Below are 13,154 nucleotides of genomic sequence, written 5' to 3'. Positions count from 1 at the left end.
TTTTGCGCCGCCTATCTGAGCAATCAGCCACAATCGGAGAGACAGGGTGAGCCGCTGCGGAACGGCCACCGCACACACGAAGGCTGGACGGGAATCGGCGATGGCCACCTTCGAGTACCGCTGCCCGCAGGACGGCAGCTTCGACGTCGTGATGCCCGTCGGCACCGCGGGCCCGTCGACGAGCTGCCCCCGATGTGACGGCCCGGCGACCCGGGTGTTCTCCGCGCCCCGGCTCACCCGCACGCCGGCGGCGCTGCGCGAGGCCATCGACCGGACCGAACGCAGCGCGGAACAGCCGGCGGTGGTCGGGCAGGTGCCCGGCCGTCGCCCGGCGCGCCGCTCGACGAACCCGGCCCACGCCCGCCTGCCCCGATGGTGACCACGAGAAGGGCTCAAGACCGTGCCTGAACTGCTGTTCCCCCTCGACTCCACGAAGAGGTTCACCGACCAGGAGAAGGTCGGGCACAACCGCTGGCATCCCGACATCCCGCCCGTGGCGACGGTACGGCCCGGACAGTCGTTCCGCGTCCACTGCCGCGAGTGGTTCGACGGCGCGATCCACAACGACGACTCCGCCGAGGACATCCGGGACGCTCCGCTGACCCGGGTCCACGCGCTCAGCGGCCCGTTCGCCGTCGAGGGCGCCGAGCCGGGCGACCTGCTCATGGTCGACATCCTCGACATGGGCCCGATCCCGCAGGAGTCCGGTCCGCTGGCCGGTCAGGGCTGGGGTTACACGGGCATCTTCCCCACCGGCAACGGCGGCGGCTTCCTCACCGAACAGTTCCCCGACGCGTACAAGGCGGTCTGGGACTTCACCGGCCGCAAGGCCACCTCCCGGCACATCCCCGGGGTCTCGTTCACCGGGATCGCCCACCCGGGACTGATGGGCACCGCCCCGTCCGCGTCGCTGCTCGCGACCTGGAACCAGCGGGAGGGGGCGCTGATCGCCACCGCACCCGACCGGGTGCCGCCCCTGGCCCTGCCCCCCGAGCCGCAGGACGCGATCCTCGGCAGCCTCACCGGCGCCGACTTCGACCGGGTGGCCGCGGAGGCGGCGCGAACCGCGCCGCCTCGGGAGAACGGCGGGAACCAGGACATCAAGAACTTCACCGTCGGCAGCCGGGTCTTCTACCCCGTGTACGTGCCGGGAGCCAACCTGTCCCTCGGCGACCTGCACTTCTCCCAGGGCGACGGAGAGATCACCTTCTGCGGCGCCATCGAGATGGGCGGCTTCGTCGACCTGCACGTCGACCTGATCAAGAACGGCATGCAGACGTACGGCGTCGCCGAGAACACGATCTTCATGCCGGGTGACACGCCGCCGCAGTACTCCCAGTGGCTGGCCTTCTCCGGGCTCTCGGTCACCCTCGACGGCGAACAGCGGTACCTCGACTCGCAGCTCGCCTACCAGCGCGCGTGCCTGCACGCCATCGACTACCTGACCCGCTTCGGCTACCAGCCGGAACAGGCGTACCTGCTGCTCGGCGCCGCACCGATCGAGGGCCGGCTCTCCGGCGTGGTGGACATCCCCAACTCCTGCGCGACCGTCTACCTGCCCACCGAGATCTTCGACTTCGACATCCGGCCCTCGGCCGCCGGTCCGACCCGGATCGACCCGGGCAAGGGCGCCCCGAAAGCCACCATGCCGTGAGCAGGTGACCCTCGTGCAGAAGTCATCCCTGACCGCACTGGCCCGCGAACAGCTCAAGCTCGCGCACGCCTCCTCCAGCGGCCGCAGCAGCTCCACCGTCTACGGCGGCCACGAGCACAGGCTCCGCCAGACGGTGATCGCGCTGACCGCCGGGCAGATGCTCGGCGAGCACGAGAACCCCGGCGAGGCCACCGTCCACGTGCTGCACGGCCGGGTCCGGCTCGGCGCCGGCGAGACGTCCTGGGACGGCGCACCCGGCGATCTGCTGATCGTGCCGGACCGCCGGCACACGCTGGAGGCGCTCGAGGACTCGGCGGTGCTGCTCACCGTCGCCAAGCGCTGACCGGCGAACCCGCCGTCCCCGCTGACCAGTACAGGCGGTCAGCGCTCCCGGATAATCGCTGTTACGTTGTCGTCGATGGACACCGATGATCACCCCACGGGGAACGGCGGCGCGGATCTCCCCGGCGTCGAAGCTCTACGCGCCGCCGAACGGCGTCTTCAACGTGCTCAACTGTCCTCCGACGTCGCGGCGCTGGATCGGTTGATCGATGACCGGCTCGTGTTCACCGGGCCGGACGGCCGCCTCTACTCCAAGCAGGACGACCTGCACGTGCACCGATCCGGGCAGCAGACGATGACCCGGGTGGACGAGGAGCACCTGGCGGTCCTCGTGGCCGGCGGCACCGGTGTGACGTGGTTCCTCGGCACCGTGGAGGGCACCCTCGCCGGCGAGCCGTTTCTCGCCCGGGTCCGCTACACGCGCACATGGATCCTCGACAAAAACGAGGGGTGGCGCCTGCTCGCGGCACACGTCGGTCCGGCCGACTGAGGCTGCCGTCAGGTCGCGGCGAGCGCCTTGGTGATGTTCCACTCGGCCAGGTCGAGCATCCACTTCCGGTCCGGGAAGTCGGTGTCCGCGATCCGCAGTGGCCCTTCGATCAAGGACAACGTCTGCGCGTACCGGTAGAGCTCCAGCCGGTGGGGATCGAGATCGACCGGACGCAGCGCCGAATACGCTTCGCCGAAGCGCATCTGCAGCCAGGCATGATCCCATTCGACATCGAAGTACGTCAGCCCCTCGAAATCGATCATGACGGCCTCGCCGGCCGGCGTGACGAGCACGTGATCCGGGCCGAGTTCACCGTGCACCAGCCCGTACTCCACGCGCGGGGTGACCGCGCTCCTGAGGTGGCGTACGTGGGCGGTGATCCGGTGATGGGCGTCGGCCAGCCGGGCGTCGCGGGCCGCTGCCGCGTCGAGGTGGCCGAGCGCCCGGTCGACGACAACGTCCTCCGTGCGCCGCGTCTGGGACGCCTCACCTCGCGCGACGGCCGCGACCTTGCCGTAGTGCGGTCCGAAGGCGGTGTGCATCCGGCGCAGGGCGTCACCGAGCGCGGCCAGCGGGGCGGCGGCGGTGGCCGGATCGTGTTCCAGCACCGCCTCCAGCCGCAGCGCGCCGGCGTCTTCGACAAGCGCGATGTCGGCCTCGAGGTAGCGGCCGTCCCGGTCGATCATCATAAGATGCGGGACACGCACTCCTGCCGCGGTGAGCGCCGCGTGACCGGCGGCGAAGAGATCCGCGCCCGACGCATCGGTGAACGGGTCGTCCGGGACGGTCGGTGACGGGGGCCAGTAGTTCTCGTCCGCGGCCCACACGTACAGCATCACTGTTGTCCGGTCGTCCAGCCGGAGCCGGTAGACGCCCTTCTTGGTGCCGCCCGTCAGCCGGTCCAGGGCAACGAGCCGCCGGTCGGAGCCGAACTGGTCCGACACGAGGTCGTGCAGATCGTCCGGCTGCAGGAAGGTCCGCGTCATGGCCGCCTCTCGTCAGATCGAGGCAGCCAGGCTGCCAGGCCGGGGCAGCGGCACACAACCGAGTTGACGCAGCGGACTTCGCGGACCGGCCCGCCCCGGCGCTGACCGTGTTCGCGCTGCTGATGCAGGTCGGCTTCATCGGTGGTGCCACCGAGCAGCCGGCGCTTCCGCAGATGTTGGAGCCGTCCGGCGGCAGGCCAGGCGGTGGCTGCGGGGATCCGCCCCGGCCGGCAGCTGGTGGACAGGACATGCCCAGGGTGTAGGCCGTCATGGACAACGAGCCGTAGGCGTAGCCGTCGACGAGGACCTCGGTGTCGGGGATGTCTCGCCCGGATCGGAGATCGAGTCTGCAGCCTGCCCATTCGGGCGGCTGCCGAGTGACTCCTTGCGATGGAATCATGATCAGGTGACGCCCTTCCACATCGATGTGCCCGAAGCCGTCCTGGACGACCTGCGGGCTCGGCTCTCGCGGACAAGGCTCGCGCCGGCCGCCCCAGGAGAGCCGTGGGCCGCCGGCACCGACCCTGGGTACCTGGCAGGTCTGGTGCGGTACTGGCTCGACGGATTCGACTGGCGTGCGGTCGAGCGTGCCCTCAATCGGCACCCTCAGTTCGTCACCACGGTCCGGGGCACGCCGGTCCACTTCGTTCATGTCCGCTCGGCATCGCCCGACGCCACGGCGCTGATCCTGACCCATGGCTGGCCCAGCACGTACACGGAGATGCTGCCCCTGGTGTCCCGGCTCGCAGACTTCGACCTCGTCATACCGAGCCTGCCGGGCTTCGTCTTCTCCGGACCACTCGCCGAGGGCCCGACGACCGAGGCGGCTGTCGCGGACGTGTGGGCTGAGCTGATGACCCGTCTGGGCTACGACCGCTTCGGCGCCTACGGTGGCGACATCGGGTCCGGCGTGTCGACGTGGCTCGGCGCCCGCCACGCAGATCGGGTCATCGGGGTCTTCTCGCAGCACATCAAGTTCCCGCCGGCGGACCGCAGGGGCGACCTCAGCCCAGCCGAGGAGGCGTTCGTCGCCATGCTCGACGCGAAGGCCCAGGATGACTGGGGCTACGGAATCATCCAGGAGACACGGCCCGACACCCTTGCGGCCGCGCTGAGCGACTCGCCGTCCGGACTGGCCGCATGGATCATCGAGAAGTACCAGCGCTGGAGCGACTGCGGCGGCGACATCTCCCGCCGGTTCGGCTTCGACGAACTGCTGACCACCGTGATGCTGTACTGGGTCACCAACTGCATCGGCACGTCCTTCCGGCCCTACCGTGACGACCGCCTGGCCCCACCACTGCCGATCGTCGCCGTGCCCGCCGGTATCACGGTCAGCGTGGAGGACGCTGGCCTGCCCCGGTCGTTCGCCGAACGCACCTACGCCAACCTCACCCACTGGCGCGAGCCCACCGTCGGCGGCCACTTCTTCGCCCAGGAAGAGCCCGACCTGCTCGCTGCCGACCTGCGCGCCTTCTTCAGCGCGCTGCGGTGATCCAGTAGCTCAACCGGCGGCACCGCCGACCCGGACCGGTACCTGGTGGTGCCAGCTGGCGCGCCGCAGGAGCCGGGTGGCCGCGATCGTCGCCGCCCACGTCGACCAGCTACCCGCCCGCCGCTCGGAGATGGCGCGCGGGCATGCTGCGGCAGCCGGCGCGGAAACGACCAAAGAGGCCGCCGCCTCCGTCCGCCCGAAGGCAGGTGGAGGCGGCGGCCTCATGGCGTACGGGGTTATCAGGAGCGTCACGCTGAAGCTCCTGCGTGGACACATGATCGACCAGACGCAATTTCCGCACTGAGGAGCTTCCTGCTGCCTCGTCCTGTCCAGTTGTCGCGCACGGGCGAAGGACCTGAATCTTGACTAAGGGAACCCGGCCTCGTACAGTGTCCAGACATCCAAAAATTTAAGACTATGTCTCTCAACGGGGGTTGGGTGTTCCATGGCTCGAAAAGAAGGCCGTAGTAGGTCAGTTGGCACCGTAATCGCATTAACCGCTTTGATGCCTGCGGTCGCTTTGATGCCGACGACGCCGTCGTTCGCTGCCGAGATTCCATGCAGCTCAACCTTGTCACCAAGCGAGATCAAGTCGGTCGGCACTTCTTGCCAATTGGCTTCGGACACCGTCGTCCGAGTCGCCGAGGGTCTCGAGGTTGCAGTTCCGGAGCCAGGCATGGTCGCCATCGTGCAGGTTCTGCGGACGCCCGGCTCGACGGGCCCGAGCGCTGCTTCTGTCTATCGGGCGACCGACGGTCAGCTGGCGTTGCAGATCGACGAGACGCCCGCGCTTGGATCCACTGCCACAGCGGGCGCTCTCAAGCGCATCCTCGCCAAACGCGCAGAACCAGCCACCAAGCACCCAGAACCAGCCGGGGCAGCGAAGACTCAGTCATCTGGGCTCGCAGCTGTGCCTGCGTACTGCGGAAGCTCCTACGAATACAACTTCAGCGGCGGCGTATGGCAGCAATCTGTGTTTCCGTGGACCTACAACAGCCGGTCGCAGCCGGCCTCGGACGCGCTTCAAGCCATCAAGTACGGCTTCCAATTCATAACTGACACTTCTTCCGCATGCGGCACGTACTACACGTTCGCCTTCGCCGACTATCGAGGGTCAACCACCCGCTACACGTGGGGAACGAGGGACAACGGAAATGTAGTCGGATGGGCCGGATTTGATCCGGACATCTTGGGAGCCACCTACTCGTGGGTCGACGGCTCCGGCCTCAGGGTAGAGGTCGACATAGCATTCAACAACCGGGTCACGAACTGGTTCACCGGCCTTTCCGGGACTGTCCCTGCGGGGCGTTTCGACCTCATCTCCGTTGCCACGCATGAGGCTGGGCACGGCTTTGGCTTGGCGCACTACACGGGCAGCTCTTATCCGGTGATGTTCCCGACGCTCGGCACGGGAGTGAATAAGCGAGTCAAGCGGAGCGGTGATCTTACCGGGATGGGCACCTTGTACTGACAGGCAAGCCGTAGTACTCCGGCGTCGCTCGACTTCGGCGTTGGGTGTGGCGAGCCATGAGGACGGCCACCGCACGTTCATCGATGGTCTGAGGACCGCCGATGAACGTGCGGTGGCCGTGTGCCACAGTCGGCTACAGATCCCTGCCGGCCGCCGTTGTGGACCACCCGCGAGTTGGTCAGGCTCGGGTGCGCTGCCGCTGCCGGGTCGACACGACCGCGACGACAGCCATCAGGACCGCGACGACCAGGGACGGCAGGGCGTCCGGCCGGCGCAGCAACTCCCCCGTCAACCCGCTGTTGTCCAACTGGTGGAGCGTACCCAGCAGGAGGGTGGGGACGACGGCGATCAGCAGCCGCTGGTCGGCCGTGGCCACCCACAGGAATGCGGCAATCCCGGCGACGACCATGACGGCGACGACGATCCGCGGACCGGCGTCGGCCATGCGGAGGCCGCCCGCGGGGATGAGATGCAGGGCGAGGATGCCGGCGGTGACCAGGACGGCGTTGGCCCGGGGCGCCGGCGGCACGTCCGCCGGACGCCGCAGCCCCAGCACGATCAGCGGCGTGGCGACGACCGGCGCCCACCACTGCGGCAGGCCGTTGAGGAACAGGTACTGCGAGATCACGGTCGGCACCACCGCCGCGGTCACCGCCAGAACGGCGGCGGTACGGGCGCGGCCCGCGACGAGCGCCACCAGCGCGGCGATCAGCACGATCTCGTGGATGCCCTGATTCCGCAGGACGGTCAGAGGGTCCGAGAGTCCGCCGAACTGGAACGCCTCGACGATGTCGTCCAGGCCGATGAGGACACCCAGCGCCAGCACCGCGAGGGCGCCGAGGTGGATGCCCTGCCAGAACAGCACGGCGGTGGGCCGGGGCGCGGTGCCGCCGCCGTACACCCGCAGGCCGCCCCGGACGAGCGAGGCAGCCTCCCGGGCGCTGGGCCAGCGGCGGGTGGTGGGTTCGTCGCCGATCAGCGTGTCGATCAGCTCGTCGGCGCGTTCGCGGCGGTAGTCGGCGGGGTAGGCCCGCAGCAGCATCCGGTAGCGCTTCTCCAGGACATCGGAACTCATGCTGGTCTGATCCTCGCGGTAGAAGGGTGACGGGCACTTGCCTGCGATTGGACCCGGCGCGGCAGGCGATCCATGACCACCCGGGCGGCCTGGGCGAGCCGGTCGGCCTCTTCGGTGAGTACGAGACAGCCCTCGTCGGTGAGCCGGTAGTAGCGACGGGCACGCCCGTTGACGATCTCCTCACCGTCGGCGGTGACGAGGCCCTCGCCGAGCAGCCGGTCGATCACGGAGTACAGCGACCCGGCGGCGAGGGTCACCCGCCCGTCGGACAGCTCTTTGACCCGCTTGATCACGGCATAGCCGTGGAGCGGCCCGCCGAGCAGAGCGGCGAGGACGAAGTACGACGGTTCCCGTAGCGCGGGACGCGAAGCCGATCCCATGAGCCGAATATACAACCAACTTGAGTATCCGTCCAAGGTGACTGTTCACAGTGACCCTTGCCCAAATTATCTTAATGATTAAGGTAATTGCATGAGCACATCGACGGACTTCTCGGTGGCGATCGCCGGCGCCGGCCTCTCCGGCCTCTGCCTCGCCCAGTACCTGACGCGCGCCGGCATCGACGTGCACGTCTACGAGCGGGACCCGGGCCCCTTCATCCGGCGGCAGGGTTACCGGATCATTCTCGACCGGTACGGGCTGGAGGCGCTTCGCGAGAGCCTGCCCCGCTCGCTCTACCACCTGGCGCTGGCCACCGGCGACGAGCCCGGCGGTCACCTGCGCTTCACCAACAGCCGGCTGCGGGACGCCTTCACCATCACGTTCAAGGACGAGCCGGGCGCGACCCGCCAGGTCGACCGGCTGACCCTGCGGTCGATCCTGCAGTCCGGGTTGAACGGGCGCATCCACTACGGCAAGGACGCCGTCGCGGTGGAGAGCGGCGGCCCGGCAGGGCTTCGACTGCGGTTCTCCGACGGCGAGGCCGCCGCGGCAACCGTCGTGGTGGGCGCGGACGGCGTCGGCTCGGCCCTGCGACCGCAGCTCATGCCGGACGCGGACCCGGCGAACACCTCGATGGCGGGGATCTACGGCCGCTCTCCCCTGCTGCGTAACGGCGAGAGCGTCATCCCCGACGCACTGCGTACCAGCGGGGTCCTGGCCATCGCCGACCGGCCCGGCAGCGCCTTCTTCTTCACCTCCATGCGGTTCGGCGAGAGCCCGCAGGCGGCGTTCGCACGCCTGGCCCCGGGCAACTACGCGCCCAGCGGCGACGACTACGTCATGTGGGGCCTGCTGCTCCGGCAGGAGGAACTGCCGGCCGACGTCCGCGGGAACCTGCTGGCGCTGTGGAAACTGGCCGACCGATTGAGTACGGACTTCCATCCGCTCATCCGGCGCCTGGTCGACACCGCCGAGCTGGACGCCACGGTGCTCAACCTCTTCGCCACCGGCCGACGGCCGCACCGGTGGGCGGTGCCACGGGCCACGATGATGGGTGACGCCGTACACGTCATGCCACCGTTCGGCGCCCACGGCGGCAACACCGCGCTCCGCGACGCCGCCCTGCTCGGCCGCCGGCTGGTCGAGGCGCGGGCGGGCGCCACCTCGGCGGAGGAGGCGATCGCCGCCTACCAGGACGAGATGACGGACTACGCCTTCCGCGCCGTCGACACCGCCTCCGGGCTGATGCGCCGCCTCACCGGGGGCGCGGCCGCGCCACACTGGGTGCTGACCCGCGTGCTACCTCGGCTGCACCGGGTCACCGTGCCGGAGGCATGATTGCCCGCATGTCCCACGATCCGGCCCGCGCCTCCGCGATCACCGACCTCATGCGCGCCGGGCGGGAGACGTCGCGGCTGTCCATGGTGTTCCGGTACGCCATCGCGGAGCGGCTGGGCCTCGCCGTGAGCGACCTGGAGTGCCTGGACTACCTGGCGGACATCGGCTCCGCCACCGCGGGGCAGATCGCCGAGCGGACCAGCCTCACCACCGGTGCGGTCACCAGCATGCTCCGCCGGCTCCAGCAGGCCGGTTACGTGACGGCCGAGCGCGACCCGGCAGACCGGCGGCGGGTCGTCGTCACCATACGGCCGGAGCGGATCGCCGACCTGGAGCGGCCGTACGAGCGTTTCGCCGAGCGGGCGGAACGGCTCGTCGAGGGCTACAGCGCCGAGGAGGTCCGGCTGCTGGTCCGGCACCACGACCGCCTGCAGGCAATGTACCTCGCCGAGTTGGACCACCTCCGCGACGGCGACACCGAGTAGCCCGGCCGTCGCCCGTGACGACGGCGCGCCGATGGGCTCCCTTGGGAAGTCGTCCAACCTGCCGGGGAGCGGCAGTCATTCCCTGTGAGGTGGGACGCTCTCCATTTGATTGCCGACGTAGACCTCCACCAACTCCCCCACCGTCCGGGGGAAGATCTCGTCCTCCAACGCGAGGAAGGGATCAAATCCCATCGACTGTTCGAGCCGCGTAACGAGGACGGCGAAGGCGAGACTGTCCAAGCCGCTGTCGGCCAGGCCGCTCTGCAGGCTGACGTCGCCGTCCTCGCCCCCTTCCTCTTTGATCAGCTTGACCACTTCACGAAGAACGATCTCCGCTACACGTTCCCGCTCGAGCACTGCGCCACCTTCCCTACGTGTTTGTCCGTCCACATTTCCGGTCCGGGCCTCATGCGGTGGAGCCGCCGTCCACGGTGATCAGCGTTCCGGTCACACCGGCGGCATCCGGGGAAAGAAGGTAGGTCACTGCGGCGGCTACTTCGTCGAGACGTGCGAACCGGCCGATCGGACTGCGCCCCTTGATGCGCGCCTGGCTCTCCGCCCCCAGGGCGCCGGTCATCTCGGTGTCAAGGAAGCCCGGCGCCACCGCATTGACCGTCACGCCGCGCCGCCCTACGTCGCGGGCCAGCGAACGGGTGAACCCCTCCAAACCCGCTTTCGCCGCCCCGTAGACGGACAGACCGCGGAATCCCGTCGAGGCAACGATCGAGGAGACGTTGACCACGCGTCCCCGGCCCGCTGAGATCATCGAGCGGACAAGATGCTTCGTCAGAACCATCGGCGACACAAGGTCGAGTTGCACTGTTTCCCAGATGGTTCTGTCCTTCACCAGCGGCAGGAGACCGTCGGTGCCGCGAGCGGCGTTGTTCACCAGCGCGTAGGGGGCGCCGTGCGCCTCCACGATTGCGCGTGCCAGGCCGGGCAAGGACTCCAGATCACTCAGGTCGGCACGGACGTGGACATAGCCCGGACCCACCTCCTCCGGCTCGACCTCGCGGCGGGCCAGGCCCACCACCCGGTATCCGTCGCTGCCGAGCCGCCGGGCCACCGCCCGCCCCAGGCCACTGCTGGTTCCGGTCACTACCGCATACGGACAGTCGCCGCGGGATTCCGCCTCGTTCACGCTCTGCTGACCTTTCCGGTGGGCGACAAGAAGAACTCGGTTACCGCGGTGATCGAGGCGGGAGTATGCGACCGGGGCAGATGGTCGGCGACGAATGACCGCAGGGCCGACTGCAGTTCGTCGGGGTCGAGCCCACTGCCGAGAGGCGAAGGCACAACCCGGGCGGTCAGGATCCAGCCCGTGATCGGGCTGCGCCTGGGCGTCACCACGGCATCATGTACTGCGGGATGCCGCCGGATCAGCTCCTCGACCCGCTCCGGCGAGACCTTGTCCCCTCCGACGTTCACCGTCTGCGACTTCCGGCCGACGAAGTAGACCCGGTCACCGCGAGGCTCGACGAGGTCGCCCGTGCAGACGAATCCGTCCGGCTGCGCCGTGCTGCTTCCCGGCGCCCGGACGAACAGGACGCCGTCGCGGATCTCCAGTGCCACACGGCCGGGAGCCGGCTCGAGAAGATGCCGGGGGAAACCTTCCCTGCCGTCGCTCACCGAGAAGGCGGCACCGGCCTCGGTGGACGCGTAGACATGCGTGACGCGCGCATCGAACCGCCGCCGCAACGCATTGATCAGCGACTGTGTCGCGATCTCACCACCCAGCGTGATCTGTTGCAGCCGGAGGTCGTCACAGGCCCTGCTGCGCAGAATCATCCGCCACATCGTCGGGGTCGCGGACAGTGCGTCGACGCCGGCTCCGGCGAACAGCTGGAGGCGCTCGTCGAGCCCGGCGGCGTGGTGGGCGTCCACCAGGGTGTCGCCGTGGATCGCCTGGAGGACGACCTGGATGCCCGCCATCCGGGTAGGAGAGAACAGGAGACCCCACCGCCGCTGCTCGCGGTCGCCGGGATTCCGCGCCGGGCGTACCGGGCGAATCCGCCGCGTCAGCGAGTCGAGACTGTGGTCGGTCGGGGTGGGCGTCCCCGTCGTGCCTGAGGAGAAGACACGCCAAAGGGTACGCATTTCGGTGCTCGCGTCCCCGGCCGACAGTTCGCCGTGGGATGCGTGGCCGGCAGCTGGGGCATCATCCCCGGCCTCGCGCAGGACCACCGCCTCCGCCGAGCCTACGGTCGGACTCAGGTCACCCACGAACTCGACCCGGGCGGCCCAGCCCTCGAGTGCGACGATGGCTGAGGCGACCAGGCGGGAACTCTGCCCCACCAGGGCCACGGTCGCACCCCGGGGTACGCGACGTCGCAGGCCGAGAACGTCAGCGTGCAGGTCGTGCGAGGTGAGCGGCGGAGACCGGCCGTCGATGACGACCGGACGACCGACGGCAGCGGCCCCCGCTCGGCCGCGCGTCCCGTCATGGTCTGCGACTTCCCCCTCAGGACCGTTCATCCTGCTCCCTCACTGCACCGCGGGCCCGGCGCCCGACCGGGGCGGATCGACCGGAGCGTGAACTCGTAGAAAATCCTGCCGTCTTCGGTGACGCACGGATGAGCCGCGAACATGCCCTCGCGACTCGCGCGACGTAGCACCCGGTTACTGCCGGACCCGCAGCAGAACGCCTTGTACTCGGGCGTGAAGAAGAGGTCGGACAACAGGGCCATGGCCGGGTCGAGAATCTTGACCTCCCCGTCGGTGTCCACGAGCCGTACCCAGGAATGCAGGCCCAGGCGTGCGCCTCCGAAGATGTAGCCCGACTCCTGCTCGGCCGCCACACCACGGTCCAGCAGTTCAGACATCAGTACCTGACACAGCGAGTCGCAGTCGCCGACGCCCCGGTGCCTGGTGCCGGCGACATCGGAGGACAGGGTCATGGGTGTGAAGTGGAAGCGGTACCGCCGCAGCAGGTCGTCCCAGACCTCCCGCACCCTCGGGTCTCGCACCGTGGCGGTGTTCCCGGTCAGTTCGACCCTGCCGCGCCACTCCGCCCTGCCGGCCTGGATCTCTTCATGCTGCCACTGCACGTCCGGTAGGACAGGCGCGCTCCACTCGGACGACGGGCAGTGCTCCGCGCGGGGACACTGGGCCCAGCCGACGATCTCGTAGGCCCGCGCGGAGACCCAGTCCGCGCCGTACGACTTCAGCATCCTCGCGAAGAAGATCATGATCCGCTCCGGACTGCTGCGTCCGGTGCCGCTGAGCAGGCCCACGTTCCACACGTCGCAGTAGTCGTGTCGGCCGTCCTCCTCCACGAGGCCGGCGGCAACCAGTTGCGCCAGTTCCTCAGGCGTACACCGCAAGGTGTCCAGCGCCTCGGCCCTGCTGATCCACACCCGGTGCTCGGGTGGAGTCGGCACGACGTCCCGCAGCCCTCCGAGGAGACTCATCCGAGGGCTCCGAGAGACTGGACGACG

At 69.1% G+C, this 13,154-nt stretch carries 16 protein-coding genes; 9 read left to right on the top strand and 7 right to left on the bottom strand.

Annotation, left to right across the window (positions count from 1 at the left end; all coding sequences use genetic code 11):
- Positions 1 to 100 precede the first annotated feature (100 nt).
- The 4 genes from J3R08_RS10145 (at position 101) to J3R08_RS10130 (ending at position 2,486) form a co-directional block, all read left to right on the top strand.
- Complete coding sequence (locus J3R08_RS10145) at positions 101 to 379, top strand: zinc ribbon domain-containing protein (RefSeq protein WP_043325298.1); 279 nt, start codon at positions 101 to 103, stop codon at positions 377 to 379.
- A gap of 21 nt (positions 380 to 400) precedes the next feature.
- Positions 401 to 1,654, top strand: a complete 1,254-nt coding sequence (fmdA, locus tag J3R08_RS10140; RefSeq protein WP_043325299.1) for a formamidase — start codon at positions 401 to 403, stop codon at positions 1,652 to 1,654.
- A gap of 13 nt (positions 1,655 to 1,667) precedes the next feature.
- Positions 1,668 to 1,997: a cupin domain-containing protein gene (locus tag J3R08_RS10135; RefSeq protein ID WP_209960917.1), complete on the top strand. Its 330-nt coding sequence runs from the start codon at positions 1,668 to 1,670 to the stop codon at positions 1,995 to 1,997.
- Positions 1,998 to 2,072: 75 nt separating this feature from the next.
- The gene (locus tag J3R08_RS10130; protein WP_209964135.1) at positions 2,073 to 2,486 is read left to right on the top strand and encodes a nuclear transport factor 2 family protein; all 414 of its coding nucleotides are present in this window, start codon (positions 2,073 to 2,075) and stop codon (positions 2,484 to 2,486) included.
- An 8-nt stretch (positions 2,487 to 2,494) separates the two neighbouring features.
- Here the strand turns inward: J3R08_RS10130 and J3R08_RS10125 are convergent, their stop codons facing one another.
- The gene (locus J3R08_RS10125; RefSeq protein ID WP_209960915.1) at positions 2,495 to 3,472 is read right to left on the bottom strand and encodes a phosphotransferase family protein; all 978 of its coding nucleotides are present in this window, start codon (positions 3,470 to 3,472) and stop codon (positions 2,495 to 2,497) included.
- A gap of 406 nt (positions 3,473 to 3,878) precedes the next feature.
- On the opposite strand from J3R08_RS10125, the gene J3R08_RS10120 reads away from it, so the two are divergent.
- The 3 genes from J3R08_RS10120 (at position 3,879) to J3R08_RS10110 (ending at position 6,438) form a co-directional block, all read left to right on the top strand.
- Positions 3,879 to 4,967 (top strand): epoxide hydrolase family protein, encoded by a 1,089-nt coding sequence (locus J3R08_RS10120; RefSeq protein WP_043325304.1) that lies wholly within the window; start codon positions 3,879 to 3,881, stop codon positions 4,965 to 4,967.
- Positions 4,968 to 5,043: 76 nt separating this feature from the next.
- Positions 5,044 to 5,271, top strand: a complete 228-nt coding sequence (locus J3R08_RS10115; protein ID WP_209960913.1) for a hypothetical protein — start codon at positions 5,044 to 5,046, stop codon at positions 5,269 to 5,271.
- Positions 5,272 to 5,643: 372 nt separating this feature from the next.
- Entirely contained in the window at positions 5,644 to 6,438 is a 795-nt protein-coding gene (locus J3R08_RS10110) for a matrixin family metalloprotease (protein ID WP_147265144.1), read from the top strand.
- A gap of 178 nt (positions 6,439 to 6,616) precedes the next feature.
- Here the strand turns inward: J3R08_RS10110 and J3R08_RS10105 are convergent, their stop codons facing one another.
- Both J3R08_RS10105 and J3R08_RS10100 read right to left on the bottom strand, forming a co-directional pair.
- Positions 6,617 to 7,513 carry a hypothetical protein gene (locus J3R08_RS10105; protein ID WP_209960911.1) on the bottom strand — a complete coding sequence of 299 codons (897 nt, stop codon included), beginning with the start codon at positions 7,511 to 7,513 and terminating at the stop codon, positions 6,617 to 6,619.
- Entirely contained in the window at positions 7,510 to 7,893 is a 384-nt protein-coding gene (locus J3R08_RS10100; RefSeq protein WP_043325311.1) for a PadR family transcriptional regulator, read from the bottom strand. Before J3R08_RS10100 ends, J3R08_RS10105 begins: the two co-directional genes overlap by 4 nt.
- 91 nt (positions 7,894 to 7,984) lie before the next feature.
- On the opposite strand from J3R08_RS10100, the gene J3R08_RS10095 reads away from it, so the two are divergent.
- Together J3R08_RS10095 and J3R08_RS10090 are read left to right on the top strand one after the other, a co-directional pair.
- Entirely contained in the window at positions 7,985 to 9,232 is a 1,248-nt protein-coding gene (locus J3R08_RS10095) for an NAD(P)/FAD-dependent oxidoreductase (protein ID WP_043325312.1), read from the top strand.
- 8 nt (positions 9,233 to 9,240) lie between these two features.
- Positions 9,241 to 9,717 (top strand): MarR family transcriptional regulator, encoded by a 477-nt coding sequence (locus tag J3R08_RS10090; RefSeq protein WP_231915556.1) that lies wholly within the window; start codon positions 9,241 to 9,243, stop codon positions 9,715 to 9,717.
- A gap of 75 nt (positions 9,718 to 9,792) precedes the next feature.
- Here J3R08_RS10090 and J3R08_RS10085 read toward each other — a convergent pair whose 3' ends face one another.
- The 4 genes from J3R08_RS10085 to J3R08_RS10070 all read right to left on the bottom strand — a co-directional run bounded on the left by J3R08_RS10085 (position 9,793) and on the right by J3R08_RS10070 (position 13,073).
- Positions 9,793 to 10,074: a phosphopantetheine-binding protein gene (locus tag J3R08_RS10085; RefSeq protein WP_209960909.1), complete on the bottom strand. Its 282-nt coding sequence runs from the start codon at positions 10,072 to 10,074 to the stop codon at positions 9,793 to 9,795.
- 49 nt (positions 10,075 to 10,123) lie between these two features.
- A complete protein-coding gene (locus tag J3R08_RS10080) occupies positions 10,124 to 10,858 on the bottom strand; it encodes an SDR family NAD(P)-dependent oxidoreductase (protein WP_069087888.1) in 735 nt (244 codons plus the stop codon).
- A complete protein-coding gene (locus J3R08_RS10075; RefSeq protein ID WP_209960907.1) occupies positions 10,855 to 12,021 on the bottom strand; it encodes an AMP-binding protein in 1,167 nt (388 codons plus the stop codon). Before J3R08_RS10075 ends, J3R08_RS10080 begins: the two co-directional genes overlap by 4 nt.
- A gap of 167 nt (positions 12,022 to 12,188) precedes the next feature.
- The gene (locus tag J3R08_RS10070; protein ID WP_104114715.1) at positions 12,189 to 13,073 is read right to left on the bottom strand and encodes a hypothetical protein; all 885 of its coding nucleotides are present in this window, start codon (positions 13,071 to 13,073) and stop codon (positions 12,189 to 12,191) included.
- Between the last annotated feature and the right edge of the window lie 81 nt (positions 13,074 to 13,154).

The sequence above is a fragment of the Micromonospora sp. HB375 genome (assembly GCF_017872985.1).
In the GTDB taxonomy this organism is placed as follows: Bacteria; Actinomycetota; Actinomycetes; order Mycobacteriales; family Micromonosporaceae; genus Micromonospora; species Micromonospora chalcea.
Note: the sequence above shows the minus strand (reverse complement) of the source record. Positions and strands in the feature narration are given on the sequence as shown.